18 protein-coding genes are annotated in these 18,052 nt (G+C 74.0%); 7 read left to right on the top strand and 11 right to left on the bottom strand.

Features of this window, described 5'->3' with window-relative positions:
* Positions 1–145 precede the first annotated feature (145 nt).
* Positions 146–934 carry an enoyl-CoA hydratase-related protein gene (locus H300_RS0113120; RefSeq protein WP_028427798.1) on the top strand — a complete coding sequence of 263 codons (789 nt, stop codon included), beginning with the start codon at positions 146–148 and terminating at the stop codon, positions 932–934.
* Positions 935–1,006: 72 nt separating this feature from the next.
* Here H300_RS0113120 and H300_RS0113115 read toward each other — a convergent pair whose 3' ends face one another.
* Together H300_RS0113115 and H300_RS32380 are read right to left on the bottom strand one after the other, a co-directional pair.
* On the bottom strand, positions 1,007–1,618 hold the full coding sequence (locus tag H300_RS0113115) for a DNA-3-methyladenine glycosylase I (protein WP_028427797.1): 612 nt from the start codon (positions 1,616–1,618) through the stop codon (positions 1,007–1,009).
* On the bottom strand, positions 1,615–2,199 hold the full coding sequence (locus tag H300_RS32380; protein WP_486583772.1) for a cell division protein DivIVA: 585 nt from the start codon (positions 2,197–2,199) through the stop codon (positions 1,615–1,617). The genes H300_RS0113115 and H300_RS32380 overlap by 4 nt, the downstream gene beginning before the upstream one ends.
* A gap of 248 nt (positions 2,200–2,447) precedes the next feature.
* Between H300_RS32380 and folP the strand changes: the two genes are divergently transcribed.
* Complete coding sequence (folP, locus tag H300_RS0113105) at positions 2,448–3,308, top strand: dihydropteroate synthase (protein WP_028427796.1); 861 nt, start codon at positions 2,448–2,450, stop codon at positions 3,306–3,308.
* 43 nt (positions 3,309–3,351) lie between these two features.
* Here the strand turns inward: folP and H300_RS0113100 are convergent, their stop codons facing one another.
* On the bottom strand, positions 3,352–4,089 hold the full coding sequence (locus tag H300_RS0113100) for an LOG family protein (protein WP_028427795.1): 738 nt from the start codon (positions 4,087–4,089) through the stop codon (positions 3,352–3,354).
* Between the two features lie 96 nt (positions 4,090–4,185).
* Positions 4,186–5,280 (bottom strand): succinyl-diaminopimelate desuccinylase, encoded by a 1,095-nt coding sequence (gene dapE, locus H300_RS0113095; RefSeq protein WP_028427794.1) that lies wholly within the window; start codon positions 5,278–5,280, stop codon positions 4,186–4,188.
* A gap of 82 nt (positions 5,281–5,362) precedes the next feature.
* Here dapE and H300_RS0113090 point away from each other — a divergent pair, with 82 nt between their 5' ends.
* Positions 5,363–6,274: a hypothetical protein gene (locus H300_RS0113090; protein WP_028427793.1), complete on the top strand. Its 912-nt coding sequence runs from the start codon at positions 5,363–5,365 to the stop codon at positions 6,272–6,274.
* Between the two features lie 362 nt (positions 6,275–6,636).
* Positions 6,637–7,110 carry a hypothetical protein gene (locus H300_RS0113080; RefSeq protein ID WP_037980221.1) on the top strand — a complete coding sequence of 158 codons (474 nt, stop codon included), beginning with the start codon at positions 6,637–6,639 and terminating at the stop codon, positions 7,108–7,110.
* 76 nt (positions 7,111–7,186) lie between these two features.
* Here H300_RS0113080 and dapC read toward each other — a convergent pair whose 3' ends face one another.
* Both dapC and fdxA read right to left on the bottom strand, forming a co-directional pair.
* Complete coding sequence (gene dapC / locus H300_RS0113075) at positions 7,187–8,284, bottom strand: succinyldiaminopimelate transaminase (RefSeq protein WP_028427791.1); 1,098 nt, start codon at positions 8,282–8,284, stop codon at positions 7,187–7,189.
* Positions 8,285–8,475: 191 nt separating this feature from the next.
* Positions 8,476–8,802, bottom strand: a complete 327-nt coding sequence (gene fdxA / locus H300_RS0113070) for a ferredoxin (RefSeq protein ID WP_028427790.1) — start codon at positions 8,800–8,802, stop codon at positions 8,476–8,478.
* A 114-nt stretch (positions 8,803–8,916) separates the two neighbouring features.
* On the opposite strand from fdxA, the gene H300_RS0113065 reads away from it, so the two are divergent.
* Positions 8,917–9,924, top strand: coding sequence for a GNAT family N-acetyltransferase (locus tag H300_RS0113065; protein WP_028427789.1), 1,008 nt, complete (start codon positions 8,917–8,919; stop codon positions 9,922–9,924).
* Positions 9,925–9,957: 33 nt separating this feature from the next.
* A complete protein-coding gene (locus tag H300_RS0113060) occupies positions 9,958–10,854 on the top strand; it encodes a transglutaminase-like and tetratricopeptide repeat-containing protein (RefSeq protein WP_028427788.1) in 897 nt (298 codons plus the stop codon).
* A gap of 78 nt (positions 10,855–10,932) precedes the next feature.
* Here the strand turns inward: H300_RS0113060 and H300_RS26650 are convergent, their stop codons facing one another.
* The 4 genes from H300_RS26650 to H300_RS0113040 all read right to left on the bottom strand — a co-directional run bounded on the left by H300_RS26650 (position 10,933) and on the right by H300_RS0113040 (position 14,387).
* A complete protein-coding gene (locus H300_RS26650) occupies positions 10,933–12,651 on the bottom strand; it encodes a hypothetical protein (protein ID WP_199779181.1) in 1,719 nt (572 codons plus the stop codon).
* 225 nt (positions 12,652–12,876) lie between these two features.
* Positions 12,877–13,260: a DUF6113 family protein gene (locus tag H300_RS26645; RefSeq protein ID WP_051270008.1), complete on the bottom strand. Its 384-nt coding sequence runs from the start codon at positions 13,258–13,260 to the stop codon at positions 12,877–12,879.
* The gene (gene mshB / locus H300_RS0113045) at positions 13,257–14,165 is read right to left on the bottom strand and encodes an N-acetyl-1-D-myo-inositol-2-amino-2-deoxy-alpha-D-glucopyranoside deacetylase (RefSeq protein ID WP_037980219.1); all 909 of its coding nucleotides are present in this window, start codon (positions 14,163–14,165) and stop codon (positions 13,257–13,259) included. The genes H300_RS26645 and mshB overlap by 4 nt, the downstream gene beginning before the upstream one ends.
* Before the next feature lie 27 nt (positions 14,166–14,192).
* Complete coding sequence (locus tag H300_RS0113040) at positions 14,193–14,387, bottom strand: hypothetical protein (RefSeq protein ID WP_028427786.1); 195 nt, start codon at positions 14,385–14,387, stop codon at positions 14,193–14,195.
* Positions 14,388–14,849: 462 nt separating this feature from the next.
* Here H300_RS0113040 and H300_RS0113035 point away from each other — a divergent pair, with 462 nt between their 5' ends.
* Positions 14,850–17,021, top strand: a complete 2,172-nt coding sequence (locus tag H300_RS0113035; protein ID WP_028427785.1) for an alpha/beta fold hydrolase — start codon at positions 14,850–14,852, stop codon at positions 17,019–17,021.
* A 118-nt stretch (positions 17,022–17,139) separates the two neighbouring features.
* Here the strand turns inward: H300_RS0113035 and H300_RS26640 are convergent.
* Positions 17,140–18,052: oligopeptide/dipeptide ABC transporter ATP-binding protein (locus H300_RS26640; protein ID WP_037980216.1), on the bottom strand; the 913-nt coding region annotated here is incomplete at its 5' end.

Genomic DNA, 18,052 nt, shown 5'->3' with positions numbered 1-18,052 from the left:
ATCCCCCGGCCGACCGCCGCGCGCAAAACCGCATATTTGGATACTCCGGCTGCGATACCGACCCCTTTCCGTAGGCGGTCGGCTTGACGCAGCTCACATCCCCGGCGGTATGTCGCAGTCGGCCGGCGTCGGCCATGCTGTGCCCATGGCCGACCACGTTCTGTACGACCTGACCGACGGTCTCGCGACCGTCACACTGAACCGCCCCGAGGCGATGAACGCCCTCGACACCGCGACGAAGGAGGCACTGCGGGACGCCCTGCGGGAGGCGGCCTCGGACGCCGCCGTGCGGGCGGTCCTGCTCACCGGCAGCGGCCGGGCCTTCTGCGTGGGGCAGGACCTCAAGGAGCACGTCCGCTCGCTGGAGTCGCACGGCGGTGACGCGCTGACGACGGTCGAGGAGCACTACAACCCGATCGCCCGCACACTGGCCGGCATGGCGAAGCCGGTGGTGGCCGCGCTGAACGGGGTGGCCGCGGGCGCCGGGCTCGGGTTCGCCCTCGCCGCCGACTACCGGGTGATGGCCGACACCGCCGCGCTCAACACCTCCTTCGCCGGCGTGGCGCTCTCCACCGACTCCGGTATGGCGTGGACGCTGCCCCGCCTCGTCGGGCCGGGACGGGCGACCGAGCTGCTGCTGTTCCCGCGCAGCGTGCCCGCGCCCGAGGCGCTGGAGCTGGGGCTGGTCCACCGGGTCGTGCCGGTGGACGAACTGCCCGGCGAGGGCCTCCGGGTCGCCCGCGCCCTGGCCGCCGGCCCCACCGTGGCCTACGCCGGGATCAAGGAGGCCCTCGCCCACGGCGCCTCGCACGCGTTCGAGGAAACCCTCACCAAGGAGTCGGAGCTCCAACTCCGCGCCGGTTCCTCGGCGGACCACCGGATCGCGGTGGCCGCGTTCGTCGGCAAGGAGAAGCCCCTCTTCACCGGGCGCTGAACGCCGCGCCGGTCCGCCGCTCACCGCGGCGCGCCGGGTCCGCCGCTCACCGCGGCGCGCCGGGTCCGCCGCTCACCGCGGCGGCGGGGAGCTGCCCGTCCCGCGGCGCCAGCAGCACGCGAGGTGGTCGTCGACCAGCCCGCAGGCCTGCATCAGCGCGTACGCGGTGGTCGGGCCGACGAACCGGAGCCCGCGCTTCTTGAGCGACGCCGCGAGCGCGCGGGACTCCGCGGTGACGGCCGGTACGTCCGCGGTGGTGACGGGCGCCGGCCCGGCAGCCGGGGCGAAGGACCAGACAAGGGCGTCCAGCTCACCGGCACGCCAGGTGTCCAGCAGCCGCGCGTTGGCCAGGACGGCGTCGATCTTGGTCCGGTTGCGGATGATGCCGGCGTCGGCCAGCAGGCGCTCCCGGTCGGCCCCGGTGAAGGCCGCGACCTCGGCGATCCCGAAGCCCGCGAACGCGGACCGGAACCCCTCGCGCCGGCGCAGCACCGTCAGCCAGGAGAGGCCGGACTGGAACGCCTCCAGACTCAGCCGCTCGAACAGCGCGTCGTCCCCGCGCACCGGCAGCCCCCACTCGGTGTCGTGGTAGGCGCGGTACTCCCGGTCGGCCTCCGCGTCACGCGCACCCGCGCCCCAGGGGCAGCGGAGCCGTCCGTCGGTCCCGGCCACCGGGCCGCTCACCGGTGCGGCCCCTGTCCGGGCTCCGCGCGGCGTTCCCGGTCCTCCACCCCCGCGGCCCCGGGAAACGGCCCCGAGCCGTCCCCGGGCGGCCCCGAGCCGTCCCCGGGCGGGGCCAGGTCGTCCCCGTACCGGCTCGGGTCGTCCCCGTACCGGCCGACGGCGTCGTCCGGCGCCGCGGCCGGTACGGAGGGGTCGGGGGCGGCGCGGCGGTCAGCGCGCCCCGGCCTCCGGAAGAGGTCGGAACGGCCCATCGCCGCGGCCTGCGCACCAGCGAGGGCCGACTCCAGTTCGGCGATCCGGGCGTCCCGCTCGGCCAGCTCCGCCCCCAGCCGGTCCAGCGCGTCGTCCGTCTCGGCCATCCGGTAGCCGCGCAGCGCCAGCGGCAGCCGCAGCGCCACCACGTCGGGTCTGCTCACCGGCCGGTCGACCGGCAGCGGAGCCGAGAGGCGGTCGGGGGCCGCGTCCCGGAGGCCGCCCGCGGACCCGCCCGCCGCCGCACCCTCACCACCGGCGACGGAGAGCGCGACCACCGCGACCACCACCACCATCGCGGCCAGCAGGAACCAGAACACGGCGATCACCCCGAAGTCGATCCGTCGGAAAACTCCCCCGATCGTGCCACGTCCGCCCGGTCCGGCGCCGCCGACCGCCCGTCCGGTCCACCGGACACCCCCGGCGGGTCGGGCGGGGCGGGCCCGCACGCGGGTCGACACGTACGGCTCCCAGCAGGCCGGGAGCACCCCCGGCCTGTCGCGGGGAGCCGCCCGGCGGGAAGGACGGGGCAGCCCTTAGGGTCGGCAGCGGGACAACGCGGGAAGAGGGAGCATCCATGCTGCGGCTGGGACGGCGGGAGTTCGGCGAGCACGAGCCCGTGCTGATGGCCATCGTGAACCGGACGCCCGACTCGTTCTACGACCGGGGCGCCACCTTCGGCGACGAGCCCGCGCTCGCCCGGGTGGAGCAGGCGGTGAGGGAGGGGGCCGCGATCATCGACGTCGGCGGGGTGAAGGCGGGCCCCGGCGAGGAGGTGGACGCCGCAGAGGAGATCCGCCGGACGGCCGGGTTCGTCGCGGAGGTGCGGCGCCGCCACCCCGACGTGGTGATCAGCGTCGACACCTGGCGGCACGAAGTGGGCGAGGCGGTCTGCGAGGCGGGCGCCGATCTGCTCAACGACGCCTGGGGCGGTGTGGACCCGCACCTGGCCGAGGTCGCCGCCCGGTACGGAGCCGGGTTGGTGTGCACCCACGCGGGCGGCGCACGGCCGCGCACCCGGCCGCACCGGGTGGAGTACCGGGACGTGATGGCCGACGTGCTGCGGGTGACGCTCGGGCTGGCGGAGCGCGCGGTGGAGCTGGGCGTCCGGCCGGACGGCATCATGATCGACCCGGGCCACGACTTCGGGAAGTCCACCCGCCACTCGCTGGAGGCCACCCGCCGGTTGGACGAGATGACCGCCACCGGGTGGCCGGTGCTGGTCTCGCTCTCCAACAAGGACTTCGTCGGCGAGACGCTGGACCGGCCGGTCAAGGAGCGGCTGATCGGCACCCTGGCGAGCACCGCCGTCTCGGCCTGGCTCGGAGCCCGGGTCTACCGGGTGCACGAGGTCGCCGAGACGCGGCAGGTGCTGGAGATGGTCGCGGCCGTCCAGGGCCGGCGGCCCCCGGCGGTGGCCCGCCGCGGCCTGGTCTGACGACGGCCGCCCCTGCTGCCGTCCCGCCGGACCGCGGCCGGGACTACTTCGTCACCAGCGTGACGGCCTCGTCGACGTCGTCGGTGATCTGGAGCAGGTCGAGGTCGGCCGGTGCGATCTTGCCCTCCACCCCGACGGTGTCCCGGAGCCAGGCCAGCAGCCCCTCCCAGTACCGCGAGCCGTAGAGGACGATCGGGAAGCGGGTGATCTTCCCGGTCTGCACCAGCGTGATGGCCTCGAACAGCTCGTCGAAGGTCCCCATGCCGCCCGGCAGCACCACGAAGCCCTGCGAGTACTTCACGAAGCAGGTCTTGCGCACGAAGAAGTAGCGGAAGTTCACCCCGAGGTCGACGTACTGGTTGAGGCCCTGCTCGAAGGGCAACTCGATGCCCAGCCCGACCGAGGTGCCGCCGGCCTCGGAGGCACCTCGGTTGGCGGCCTCCATCGCCCCGGGACCGCCGCCGGTGATCACTGCGAGTCCGGCCTCGGCCAGCGCCCGGCCGATATTGACACCCGCCTCGTACTCGGGGGACCCCTCGCGGATGCGTGCGGAGCCGAAGACGCTCACCGCGGGACCCAGTTCGGCCAGGGCCCCGAAGCCCTCCACGAACTCCGACTGAATCCGCATCACCCGCCAGGGGTCCTTGTGCACGAAGTCGGTCGGCCCCGTGGCCTCCAGCAACCGTTGGTCGGTGGTGCCCTGCTGCATCTGGCCCCGACGGCGTACCACCGGGCCCAGGCGCTGCTCCCGCGGCGCCCGCTCATCCGCTGAGCTGCTCATGTCGTGCTCCCTCCGGCTTCGAACCTTGCGCAAGGGTACGCAGGCCGAGGTGGCCTGCAACGGAATTCCGGGGGACGCCGGACCGCCCTGCCGCCGTCAGCCGGTCAGCCAGGCGCGCAGCCGCTCCTCGCAGTGCAGGATCCGGTCGGTCTCGACCCGCTCGTCCCGCTTGTGCGCCAGGTTGGGATCGCCGGGGCCGTAGTTGACGGCCGGGACGCCGAGGGCGCTGAACCGGGAGACGTCCGTCCACCCGAACTTCGGCCGGGCGACCCCGCCGACCGCGTCCATGAAGGCGGCGGCGGCCGGGTGGCCGAGGCCGGGCAGCGCGGCCCCGCTGTGGTCGTCCACGGTGAACTCCGCCACGCCGCAGCCCTCGAACACCTCGTGCACGTGCCGCAGTGCCTGGTCCCCGTCGAGGTCGGGCGCGTACCGGTAGTTGACGGTGACGGTGCAGGCGTCCGGGATCACGTTGCCGGCCACCCCGCCCTCGATCGCGACCGCGTTGAGGCCCTCGCGGTACTCCAGGCCGTCGATCACCACCCGTCGGGGGCGGTAGCCGGCGAGCCGGCCGAGCACCTCGGCCGCGCCGTGGATCGCGTTCTCGCCCCTCCACCCGCGGGCCGAGTGCGCACGCTGCCCGGTGGTCGTGAGCTTCACCCGGAGCGTGCCCTGGCAGCCGCCCTCGACCTCGCCGCTGGACGGTTCGAGCAGGACGGCGAAGTCCCCGGCGAGCCAGTCGGGATGGGCCTCGGCGACCTTGCCGAGGCCGTTGAGGTGGGCGGCGACCTCCTCGTTGTCGTAGAACACGAAGGTCAGGTCCCGGTTGGGCGCGGGCACGGTGGCAGCGATCCGGAGCTGGACGGCGACGCCGGACTTCATGTCCGAGGTCCCGCAGCCCCACAGCACGTCCGAGCCGCCGTCCGCACCCGGTTCGAGCCGCGAGGGGACGTTGTCCGCGATCGGGACCGTGTCGAGGTGCCCGGCGAGCACCACCCGCTCGGCGCGGCCCAGTCCGGTGCGTGCCAGGACGTTGTTGCCGTGCCGCAGCACGGTCACCTGCGGCAGGGCCCGCAGGGCGTGCTCCACCGCGTCGGCCAGCGCCGCCTCGTCCCCGCTCACCGAGGGGATGTCGACGAGCTGGGCGGTGAGCCGGGCGGCGTTCTGTTGCAGGTCGAGCGTGATCGGCGCCATGCGCCCGACCCTACCGGGAGGCGCCGGCCGCTCCCTGCCACCAGGCGACGGAGCGACCGCGGGGCGGCGCTAGGCTGGCCGCATGGGTGACGGGCAGTCGAAGAAGCGCGGACGAGGCTGGCGTCTCGTCGCGGCGGGCACGGCCCTGCTGGGGGTCGGCGGCTATCTGTTCCTCCAGTACGAGTCGACCGAGCGCGGTCCGGCACGCTGCACCGTGGCGGGCCAGGACGGCGCACAGGCCTTCGAGCTGGAGCCGCAGATGGCGCGGAACGCCGCGAGCATCCAGGCCGTGGCCGCCACCCGCGACCTGCCCGAACGGGCGGTGACGATAGCCCTGGCGACGGCGATGCAGGAGTCGTCGCTGCGCAACATCGACCACGGCGACCGGGATTCGGTGGGCCTCTTCCAGCAGCGGCCCTCGCAGGGCTGGGGGACGGTCGAGGAGATCATGGACCCGGTCTACTCCGCGGGGCGGTTCTACGAGGGGCTGGTGGAGGTCCCGGGCTACACCCGGCTGCCGCTGACCGTCGCGGCGCAGAACGTGCAGCGCAGCGGGTTCCCGCAGGCCTACGCCAAGCACGAGCCGGACGCCTCGGCACTGGCGGCGGCGCTGACCGGGCGCAGGCCGGCGGCGCTGAGCTGCCGGATGGGCACCGCGGAGCCCGTACCCGGCATCGGGTCGGCGATCCGGGAGAAGTTGGTCAGGGAGTTCGGCGAGGAGGTGGACGCCTCCGGCGGCTCCGCCGGCACCGGCCGGGGCGCCGCGTCCTCCGCGCTGACGATCCGGGTGCCCGCCGCCGACGGCGCGGGCGTGGAGGAGATCGAGCGCCGCGGCTGGGAACTGGCGCATTGGTCGGTCGCGAACGCCTCCGAGATGGGCATCGGCCGCGTCGAGTTCGGCGACCGGTACTGGGACGCGTCGCATTCCGCGGACGGCTGGCAGGAGAACGAGAAGGAAAGCGGCACAGAGGTGCGACTGACGCTCGTGCAGTAGTACGGTCCGCAGCCCCGAAAGGACCATCCGCCGCGGCGCGGTGCTGACGCCGCGGCGGGGCGGGACGGCGCCCGCCCGGCAGCCTTGTGAATCCTTGCCGCCACTGGGATCTCCGCGCTCGGCCACCCTCCGCACCGGACCGGAATGCACACGTTGCCCGGCCCGCGCCGCGGGGCGCGTTACCAATCCTTTACCCGAGTCGACCGCAACTTTCCGGTGCCCCCGTGCGATAGGCACTGCGTCTGACCGGGCACGAACCTGCGGAGTCCGCCGGACGCACGCATCGCGGCGCACGCGGATCCAGTGGAGTCCGCGCCGTCGCGACAGACCCGAAGAAAAACTCCCTCCGCCAAAGGAGCATCATGTCCTTCACGCGCCGGATCGCCAAGAGCGCACTGCTGACGGCCGCAGGCGCGGCCTCCGTCGTCGGCGCAGCCGCCGGCTCCGCGAACGCCGTGGACCTGCCCGAGGGGCCCAACCTCGGCGGGCTCAGCAACCTGGACGGCGAGAACCTCGGCGACGGGCTCGACAGCACTGCCCAGAACGTGACCGGCCTCGCCGGCGAAGCCGGCGGGGAGGCGGTCAAGTCCGCCGTCCCGGCCGCCGGCAAGGCCGTCGGCAGCTTCGGCAAGTCCGCCGTCCCGGCTGCGCAGCCGGCCGGGGGGCACAGCACCGGTGACTCCGCGAAGGGGCTCGGCAAGGCGCTGACCACCGTCACCGAGGGCGGCCTGCCCACCGAGGCGCTCACCGAGACCGGCCTGCCGACCGACACACTGCCGGTCAGCACCGGTTCGCTCGGCGGCGGCTCCATCGGCGGCATCCCGCTGGGCGGCTGAGCCGGACCACCCGCACCCACGTCACGTCCGTACCCCGCACGGCGCGCGGGCGGGGCGGCTGCTCCGGGCGGTGCCTTCAGCCGGCCAGCCGGCGCACCGCGGCAGCGATCCGCTCGTCGGTCGCTGTGAGGGCCACCCGGACGAAGCGGTCGCCGGCCGGCCCGTAGAAGTCCCCCGGGGCGACCAGGACGCCCAGCTCCGCCAGCGCCGCCACGGTGTCCCAGCAGGGCTCGTCCCGCGTCGCCCACAGGTACAGCGAGGCCTCGCTGTGCTCGATGCGGAAGCCACGCTCCAGCAGGCCGTCGCGCAGCGTGGAGCGCCGGGCCGCGTACCGCGCCCGCTGCTCGTGCACATGGATGTCGTCACCCAGCGCGGCCACCGCGGCAGCCTGCACCGGCGCGGGAACCATCATGCCGCCGTGCTTGCGGACCTTCAGCAGTTCTCCGAGCACCGCCGCGTCCCCGGCGAGGAACGCCGCCCGGTAGCCCGCCAGGTTGGAGCGCTTCGACAGCGAGTGCACCGCCACCACGCCCTCGAAGCTGTCACCGCACACCTGGGGGTGGAGCACGGACACCGGCTCGGCCTCCCAGCCGAGTTCGAGGTAGCACTCGTCGCTGAACAGCAGCACGCCGTGCCGGCGCGCCCAGGCGACGGTCTCGCGCAGTTTTCCCGGCGCGAGGACCCGGCCGGTGGGGTTGGACGGGGAGTTCAGCCACAGCAGCGCCAGCCCCTGCGGGTCGAGCGCGGTCGGGTCGTCGTACACCACCGGCTCGGCACCGGCCAGCCGCGCGCCCACCTCGTAGGTGGGGTAGGCGAGCCGGGGGAAGGCGACCCGGTCGCCGGGCCCGAGCCCCAACTGCGTCGGCAACCAGGCGACCAGCTCCTTCGATCCCACCACCGGAAGCACCTCGGAGTGCCGGACACCGCGGGCCCCGAGCCGGCGTCCGCACCAGCCCACGAGCGCGTCCCGCAGCTCCGGGGTCCCCCACACGGTGGGGTAGCCCGGGCTGTCCGCCGCCTCCGCCAGGGCCTGCCGGACCAGCGCGGGAACGGGGTCGACGGGGGTGCCCACCGAGAGGTCGACCGGGCCGTCCGGGTGAGCCGCCACGACGGCCTTGAACGGCTCCAACCGGTCCCAGGGGAACTCCGGCAGGCGGGAGGAGAAAGTGGGCACGGACCGACTCGCTTTCTGGTGCGTGATCCCGCGGCGCGGGGCGGGAGCTGGGCGGTTTCGGGGGCGGACCGTCCCCGGGGGCGGCGCCCCGGCCGGCGCCGGTGCGCAAACGCCGCGGTCCCGCACGGGGCGAACCGTACGGGACCGCGGGAGGCACAGGGCCGGACGGCGTCAGGGCCGACGCCGACGGTTCACTCGTCGTGCTCCTGCGGGGGCAGGGCGGAGATCACCGGATGGTCGCGCTCGATGAGGCCGAGCTTGCTGGCCCCGCCGGGGGAGCCGAGCTCGTCGAAGAACTCGACGTTGGCCTTGTAGAAGTCCTTCCACTCCTCCGGGGTGTCGTCCTCGTAGAAGATGGCTTCCACCGGGCAGACCGGCTCACAGGCCCCGCAGTCGACGCATTCGTCCGGGTGGATGTACAAGGACCGCTGGCCCTCGTAGATGCAGTCGACGGGGCACTCCTCGATGCAGGCCTTGTCCTTCAGGTCGACACAAGGCTGCGCGATGACGTAGGTCACGCTGTCGTTCCTCCTCGGTAGGGCTCATATCGCGCGGGAGCGCGGCGTCGTCGATGCCCACGTCTAGTATCGCCGTTCCCGGTCCCGAGGCGAACAAGAGGGTGGAGCAGAAAAGTGGAATTCACCGCGAGCGGACGCCTGACAGTCAGGGTGACCGCCGCCGACGTGGGGAAACGTGTCTCGGTGCGAAGTTTGACCGGGGCGCCGGACAGCGAGGGAAAGTTCACCGACACCGTCGGCGTGCTCACATCGTGGACAGCGGATGTGCTGCGCCTCACACGGCGGGACGGCCGCTCCGTCACACTGGACCGCGCCTCGGTGGTGGCGGCCAAGGTCGTGCCGCCCGCTCCCGCCCGGCGGCGCGGCCTGCCGTCCGCGGGTACGGCGGAGCTGACCCGGGCGGCCGCCCGCGGCTGGCCCGCGGTGGAGACCGGGCACCTGGGCGACTGGCTGCTCCAAGCCTCCGGCGGCTTCACCCGCCGGGCCAACTCCGTCATACCCACGGGTGAACCGCGACTCCCGCTCGACGAGGCACTCTCCCGGGTGAACTACTGGTACCGGACACGGGAGCTGACCCCGCGGCTGCAGCTCGCGCTGGGCGCGGAGGGCACGGACGAGGTGCTGGCCGCCCGGCTCGCCGACCGGGGGTGGTCCCCCGAGGTCACGGCCGAGCTGCAGGTCGCCGGGCTGGCCCAGGTGGCCGACCGGTCCGGCGGCGAGGACGTGGTGCTGAGCCGGACGGTGGACGCCGGCTGGCTCCTGCGCTACCGCGGACTGACCGATCCCCGCTCCGAGGTGCTCCGGGTCCTGCACGGCGGGCCCTCCGTGTGGTTCGCGACCGTCCCCGGTCCCGCTCCCGACGAGGCGCCCGCCGCCACGGGACGGGTCGTGGTGGACGGGCGCTGGGCGGGCTTCTCCGCGGTCGAGGTCGCCCCCGAGGCCCGCCGCCGGGGGGTGGCGACCGCAGTGATGGCCGCGCTGGCCCGGCGGGCGCTGGAGGAGGGCGCCTCGGCCGCCTGGCTCCAGGTGGAGGCCGACAATGGGGGTGCGCGGAGCCTCTACAGCGCGATGGGCTTCGCCACCCACCACTCCTACCAGCACTGGTGCGCGCCGCGGAGCTGAGCGGCACCGCCGGGGAACCACCGGGGAACCCACGTGGACGAGAACGGCGAGAGCGCAGAGGACGGCACCAACGACCGGCGGAGCGCCAGGACGCGGTTCGCCGAGGCCGCGCGCAGCCCGCGCATCGACCTGGCGCGGCTGTGCCTGCTGATCGGTGAGGTGTTACGGCCCGCGCCGGACACCCGCCCCGCGGACGGCGGACCTCCGGCGGGCAGCCTGGTGGACGAGGCGGAGATCGAGCTCGACCGGCTGGCCGGACTGCTGCCCTTCGTGTCCGGCCGCACCCCGGCCGCCTGGGCCGAGGCCCTGGCGGCGCTCCTCGGCGGCCGGGAGGGCTTCGGCGGCGTCGCGGCCGACTACCGGCGGCTGGAGTCCTCGCTGCTGGACGAGGTGCTGCGCAGGCGGCGCGGCCTGCCGATCACGCTGTCGGTGGTGTGGATGGAGGTGGCCAGGAGGGCCGGGGCGCCGGTCCACGGGGTGGCGCTGCCCGGGCACTTCGTGGTCGGGTTCGGCGACCCGCAGGGCGAGCACGTCCTCGCCGACCCGTTCGCCGGCGGCGCCCCGCTGACCGAGGAGGACGCGGGCGCCCTGGTGGCCGGTTCGACCGGCGGCCGGTATTCGGAGGCGGCGTTCGGGCCCGCGTCGCCACTGGAGATCGTGCTGCGAATCCTGAACAACATCCGGCGGTGGGCGTCCGCCCGTCCGGAGCGCAGCGACGTGGCGCTGTGGGCCGTGGAGCTGTCGCTGCTGCTGCCACACCACCCGGTGGAGCTGCGGCACGAGCACGCCCGGCTGATGGTCCGGCGTGGGGACTTCCTCGCCGGAGCCGAGCAGTTGGACGCCTACGCCGAACTGATCGACGACATGGAGCCGACCGCCGCCGAGAGCGCGCGCCGGGAGGCGCAGGCGGCCCGGGCCCGTCTGAACTGAACGACGGCCGGGCGTACGCCCGTGGGACGTACGCCCGGCCGTCGCCGCGTGAGCGGGCCGCCCTGAGCGGGCGAGGGCCTAGCCGGCGTTCTGCTCGATCACGGCGACGCGCTCGGCCGGGTCGGTCTCCGTGAGGACCCCCCTCAGCGCGGCAGCGACGTCCTCCGGGGTGACGGGCGTCTGCTCGCCGTTGCCCCGGGTGATGAGGACGCCGTCGAACGTGGTGCCGTACAGGTTCTCCAGCGCCTTCAGGTCGTAGTGGTCGACCAGGGTGCCGTCCCCGGTCGGGCGCATCGACAGGAACTGCGGGAGCGACCGCTCCGGGCTGAAGCTGATCTCCGCGGCCCCCACCCGGACCGTCACCAGGCCCGACATCGCGGGTTCGCCGAACTCCGCGATGGCCCGGTCCAGTTCCTGTTGGGTGACCTTGGGCTCCTGCTCGGTGGCGGCGAGGCTGATCGTGGCGTTCGAGCCGGTGGCAGCGCGGGTGCGGAAGGCCGACTCGACCGTCTCGGCCGACTTTTGCGGGTCGACGGCCGTGTAAGCCTTCCCCTGGACGGCGACCGGCTCGCCCCCCTCGAAGGTGACCATGCCGTCCTTGCTGCCGCCGCTGCCGCCGGTGAGGCCCTCCAGGGCCGCACGCAGCTTCTCTTCGTCCACGGTGAAGACGGGGTCGGCCTGACGGCTGCCGCCGACCAGCGAGCCGATCACCGAGATCGGGTTGTAGTCGCGTCCGGCTGCCTGCCTGACCGTCTCCTCGGTGTCCAGACTCAGTCCGGCGACGCTCGGCTTGAGCTGTTCCTCCTTTCCGTCCGCCTCGATCTTGAGCGGCGCCGAGGCACGCTCGCCGAGCGTGCCGTCCAGCGTGCGGACGGCCTCGCGGGTGTCCGTGCCGCCGATGTCCACCCCGAGCACGGTGGTGCCGTTGGGCACGTCGGCGTGGTCCAACAGCAGCCCGGCGCCGTAGGCCACGCCGAGGACGCCGGTCACCGCCACGCCCAGGAGCACCAGCTTGGAGCGGGCCTTGGGCCTTGCCGGTTCGGCGGGCGCGGGCGCGGCGGCCGGGCGCGGCTCCGCGGCCGACCGCGGCCCGTCCTCGGGGAAGAGGTCGGCGTGGTCGCGCCGGCTGCTCGGCGGCACCACCGGGATGCCGCCGACCACGGTGTCGCCGACCTCGCTCCCGGAGTTCTCGGACGCACCGCCCGGCGGTGGAGCGAAGCCGGTCGGCGGGGCAGGACGCCGGGCGGAGTCGTCGAGCTGGAACTCCGGCGGCAGCAGCGGCAGCCCGTCACCATTGCCGGACGGCTCCTCGGCCGTGCCCGTTCCCGGCGCACCGGCGCCCGCGGGCAGCCCGTACGGCGACGCGGACCCGGCGGGTCCCGGGTCGGCGCGGTCCTCGCCCGGCGGCCGGCCACCGAACCCGGGGGCAGGCTGGGCCCGACCGTCCGCGGGCCAGTCGTCGAAACGCACCGGTTCCTCGGCGTGCGGTTCCGGTGCGCCCGGTCCGGGCGCACCGGAACCGTAGCCGGCCGGGGGCTGCCCGTAAGGAGTCGGTGCGTCGCCGAACGGCGGGGCACTGCCGGGGACGGGGGCGCCCGCCTCCGGGGTGCCGCCCGGCGGGGTCTCCCCGGGGCCCCCGGCCGGGGCCGGCGGCGGTTTGCGTGGCGCGAACCACGAGCTCGGTTCAGGGGTTCCGCCCTTGCCGGAGGCCGACGCACCGGAGGCGGCCGTACCGCCTTCGGGCGCGGCGGGCTGCGGGTTCGGCGGCTCCGGCGCGGCGGAGTCCTTCCCACTCACGGGCGTGCGCATGACGACCGGGGGGATGGGCCGCGAACCGGGGATGTTGATGCGAATCCGAGTGGTGAGAGTCGTCTCGGTCTTCGGCTCGTCCGGTTCGCTCCCCGGTGCTCCCGGTGCGTCGGAACTGTCGTTTTCACGGCTCAAAGCAGGATCTCCCGGTTGGATGCACCGCACTCATCGTGGCGATGGTGCTGCGAGTACGGCTCGCCGGCGCGCCCCACCTTACTCGGGGCGTCCGGCAGGGTCCCCGAGACCACCCGATCGTGGTTTGCCCGGAGGAGCCAGGGTGGCGCAGATCACGGCCGCCAACATCCCGACCAGGAGGAAGATATCGGAACCGGTTCCGGCCGCCATCAGGAAGTCCCCCTCCGTGGGCGGGAAGAAGACGAGCGAGAGTACCGCAACCGCCCAGGCGGCGGCTGCCGCGACGGCTCCGCTCCGGCTGCGCGTCAGCAGGGCGCCGCCCCAGAACAGGCCCGCGGAGGCGGCCAGGGACAGCAGCAGACCGCCCGGGAACCAGCCGCCCTGGACCAGCACCGCCGCGGTACCGACGAGGAGGCCCAGCACGGCCAGGAACAGGTGCGCGAGCACCCGGGGAACCGTCACGGCCGCACCCCCGCGAACAGGTCGTCCGCCACCGCGTCCCCGGACGCCACGGCGGCGTCCGGGGACGCGTCCGCGGTGGCGTCCGGCAGCCGGTAGCACTCGGCGCCGAGCAGCGGCTGCCCCAGCCCGTTGGAGAGGGCGAAGAACCCGCCGTCGACGCTGATCTGGGTGGCGTGGGCGCGCATCGCCGCATCGCGGGCGGCGAGCTGCGCCGGACCGCCGGTGATCCGGACGGCCACCCGCTCGTCCCCCACCACCCCCGGGATGTCCCCGGGTTCGGCCGCGGCGGGGAAGGGGTTGCCGCGCAGCGCGGCTCCCGTCACCGCGGAACGCGGTACGCAGTTCCAGTACGTCCGGGAGATCCGGTGCGCGGGACCGGCCTCGGGCCGGAACGCCTCCCGCGCGGCGAGTTCGGCGGCCCGGACGGCCACCCGGTGGGCCTTGATGTGGTCCGGGTGCCCGTAGCCGCCCTGCGGGTCGTAGGTGACCAGCACCTGCGGACGGACCTCCCGGATGACGTCCACCAGCAGCGCGGCCGCCTCGTCGAGCGGCGCCCGCCAGAAGCAGTCGGCCCGCTCGTTCGGCGCGGTGCCCAGCATCCCGGAGTCCCGGTAGCGTCCCGCACCGCCCAGAAAACGGTGGTCCCCGACACCCAACGCACTCATCGCGGCAGCGAGTTCGCCGACCCGGTAGGCACCCAGGGCGTCGTCCCGGTCGGACGCCAGGTGCGCCGCCCCGGGCGGGATCACCTCGCCCTCCTCGCCACGGGTGCAGGTGACGAGGACGACCCGGGCACCCTCGGCCGTGTACCTGGCCATGGTGACGCCGTTGTTGATGGTCTCGTCGTCCGGGTGGGCGTGGACGAACAGCAGACGGCGCACGGGCCGTGCGGAGGACGTGCTCATGCCGCCGAGCCTACGCGGCGGACCCGGTCAGAACTTGAGGCCACCCACCATGTTGGCGACGCTGGTGGTCAGATCACTGATCGTGGGGGCCATCGAGGAACTGGCGAGGAAGAACCCGAACAGCACACAGACAACCGCGTGCATGGCCTTCAGACCTGACTTCTTGACCAGCAAGAAGACGATGATCGCCAGCAGCACCACCGCCGAAATCGAGAGTGCCACGGCGGTTCACCTCCCAGTACGTGCAGTCGGAGCGGACGGGTACGCGCGACACAGGACAGCACGGGTTGCATACCCGCTCCCCCACCGCGCGCAACTGATCATAACTATCGGTGAGACGTCATCGTGCGGTGCACGGGAGCAGACGGGGCGCATAGTCACCCGGCATCCTCCGGCCGCCGCGCGTTCGCGCACCTCAGCAGCGGGGCGCATGCCACACCCGCCGCAACGGGCGGACCGGTCCGCCCGCCTCCCGCCTTTCGCGCTGCCCATCCGGCCCTCTCCGACATGCTGTCCCACCACACGGCATCGCCACCGCGCGACCGCCTCCCGCAGCGCCTCGGGGGCCGCGGCGGGGGCGTCGTTCGCGCGCTACCCCGCGACCCCCGTCCGGCAAACCTCCGGACGGGCACGAGAGGGCCGGCACACCGGCACGGGCGGGCCGGGAGCCCGTACGCTCGGCCCATGCCGACCGATTCCCCGTCCTTCCCACGCCAGTACGCGCGCACCCAGCGCTTCACGCTCGGTGCGCCGAAGTCGTTCGTCCTCTCGCCCGACGGCAGCCGGGCGGTCTTCCTCCGCTCCCCCGGCGGTACCGAGCGCGCGCAGCAACTGTGGGTGCACGACCTCACCGCACCGGCGGATTCCAGCCGCCGCGAGTACGTGGCCGCCGACCCGCGCACCCTGCTCAGCGGGGACGCGGAGCACTTGTCGGTGCAGGAGCGCGCCCGCCGCGAACGCAGCCGGGAGGGCGGGTCCGGCGTCGTCGGCTACGCCACCGACGAGACGTGCGAGATCGCGGCCTTCGCACTCTCCGGACGGCTGTTCACCGCCGAGCTGCGGGCCGGCACCGCCCGCGAACTCCCCGTCCCGGGGCCTGTCGTGGACCCGCGGCCGTCCCCGGACGGGCGGCGGATCGGCTACGTCGCCGACCGCACGCTGCGGGTCGTCGACGCGGACGGCGGCCGGGACCGCGCGCTCGCGGTGCCGGAGGGCGAGGACATCGGCTACGGGCTGGCCGAGTTCATCGCAGCCGAGGAGATGCATCGCAGCCGCGGCTTCTGGTGGTCCCCGGACAGCACGCGGCTGCTCGTCGCCCGGGTCGACGAGTCGCCGGTGCAGCGGTGGTGGATCGCCGACCCGGCGAACCCCGGCGCGGCCCCGGTGGAAGTGGCCTACCCAGCGGCCGGCACCCCCAACGCGGAGGTGACGCTGCTGCTCCTGGACGCGGAGAGCGAACGGCGGGGCGGTGACGCGGACCCGGGCGGGACCGCCGTGGAGTGGGACCGGGCGGCGTACCCCTACCTCGCGGCGGTGCACTGGTCGGCGGCGGGGCCGCCACTGCTCCTCGTACAGGCGCGGGACCAGCGCAGCCAGCGGTACCTCACGGTGAACGTGGCGACCGGGCGGACCGAGGTGCACCGCACCGAGCACGACCCGGTCTGGCTCGATCTTTTCCCCGGCGTCCCGGCCTGGTCGCCCGACGGGGAGCTGGTGCGGATCTCCGACGAGAGCGGCGCCCGTGCGGTGGCCGTCGGCGACCGCACGCTGACCGCGGCGCCGCTCCACGTCCGTGCGGTGCTGGACGTCGGCGCGGAGGACATCCTGTTCAGCGCCTCCGGCGAGGCGGTCGGCGAGATCGGCGTGCACCGGGTGCGCTACGACGGCACGGACTGCGCACCGGTCCTGCCGGCCGGCGGCCCGGCGTGCGTGTCCGCGCTGCGGTCCGGGGCGGTGCTGCTGCGCAGCAGCACCGCCCCGGACCGGCCCGGAACGGTCGTCGAGGTGCACTCGCCCGAGGGAGTGGTGCGGATCCGCAGCCGGGCGGAGACACCGTCCCTCACCGCCCGCCCGCGGTTGCTGCGCTCCGGCTCCCGCGGCATCCCCACCGCCGTCCTGCTGCCCAGCGGTCACCGGGCGGGCGACGGCCCGCTGCCCGTGCTCATGGACCCTTACGGCGGCCCGCACGGCCAGCGCGTCGTCGCCGCGCACAATCCGCACCTGACCTCGCAGTGGTTCGCCGACCAGGGCTTCGCGGTTCTCGTCGCCGACGGCCGCGGCAGCCCCGGCCACTCGCCGGCCTGGGAGAAGGCCGTCGCCGGCAAGCTGGCCCACGTCACGCTGGACGACCAGGTGCACGCCCTGCACGGACTCGCCGGCGAACTGCCGCTCGACCTCGACCGGGTGGCCATCCGCGGCTGGAGCTACGGCGGCTACCTCGCGGCCCTCGCCGCGCTGCGCCGTCCCGACGTCTTCCACGCCGCCGTCGTCGGGGCGCCGGTCACCGACCAGCGGCTGTACGACACCCACTACACGGAGCGCTATCTGGGCACCCCGCAGGAGAACCCGGCGGGCTACGCGGCCAATTCGCTGATCACCGGCGAGGGCCTGTCCTCGCCCGCCGAACCGCACCGCCCGATGCTGCTCGTCCACGGCCTGGCCGACGACAACGTGGTGGCGGCGCACACCCTGCGGTTGTCCTCGGCGCTGCTGGCCGCCGGCCGTCCGCACGAGGTGCTGCCGCTCTCCGGGGTGACGCACATGACCCCGCAGGAGCAGGTGGCGGAGAACCTGCTCCTGCTCCAGGTCGCCTTCCTCAAGCGCTCCCTCGGCATGCCTGACCCGCGGGCCCGTTAACAGGCGGGCAACCAGGCGGACCTCACTCCGATATACGGACGGCGCACGATGAAGAACGTACGGCCGTGCGGGTGCCGTAGTACCGGCCGGGGCGGCGCGACCGCCCCGGCCGGGCACGTCAGGTCCCAGCCGAGCCCACCTCACCGGGATCGGGACCGCTGCCCCGCCGTTCGTCCTGCCCAGGGCTGGCAGACGCCTGTCCGGTCGGCTCCTCACGCGAGCTTCCCCGACGGTCCGGGTGGGTCAGGTCGGGCTTGTCGTCCGCGAAGAAGCAGGCCGAATCGTGGTGGGCCGGGCCCGTCAGGTAGCGGTATCCCGCGGGGACCGCCAGCGGCGGGATTTCCAGCGCACAGCGCTCCTGCGCCTTCCAGCAGCGGGTGCGGAACCGGCAGCCGGAGGGCGGATCGGCGGGAGAGGGGACGTCACCGGTCAGGATGATCCGCTCGCGCTCCCTGCTCAGTGCCGGGTCGGGCACGGGGACGGCGGAGAGCAGCGCCTGGGTGTACGGGTGGGTGGGGTGGTCGTAGATCTGGGTGTCGGTTCCCATCTCCACCAGACGGCCCAGGTACATGACGCCGACGCGGTCGGAGATGTGCCGGACGATCGACAGGTCGTGCGCGATGAACAGGTAGGACAGGTTGAACTCGTCCTGGAGCTTGTCCATCAGGTTGATCACCTGCGCCTGCACCGACACGTCCAGCGCCGACACCGGCTCGTCGCACACGATGATCTCCGGATTCAGCGCCAGACCCCGCGCGATCCCGATACGCTGCCGCTGACCACCGGAGAACTGGTGCGGGTACCGGTTGATGTACTCGGGATTCAACCCGACCACGTCCAGCAGTTCCTGCACCTTCCGACGCCGATCCCCCTTCGGCGCCACCTCCGGATGAATCTCGAACGGCTCACCGATGATGTCCGCCACCGTCATCCGCGGATTCAACGACGTGTACGGATCCTGGAACACCATCTGGATGTTCCGCCGCACCGCCTTCAACGCCCGACCCGACAACCGCGAGATGTCCTCGCCC

The sequence above is a fragment of the Streptomyces sp. TAA040 genome (assembly GCF_000424845.1).
This window is presented reverse-complemented; position numbering and strand designations above follow the sequence as displayed.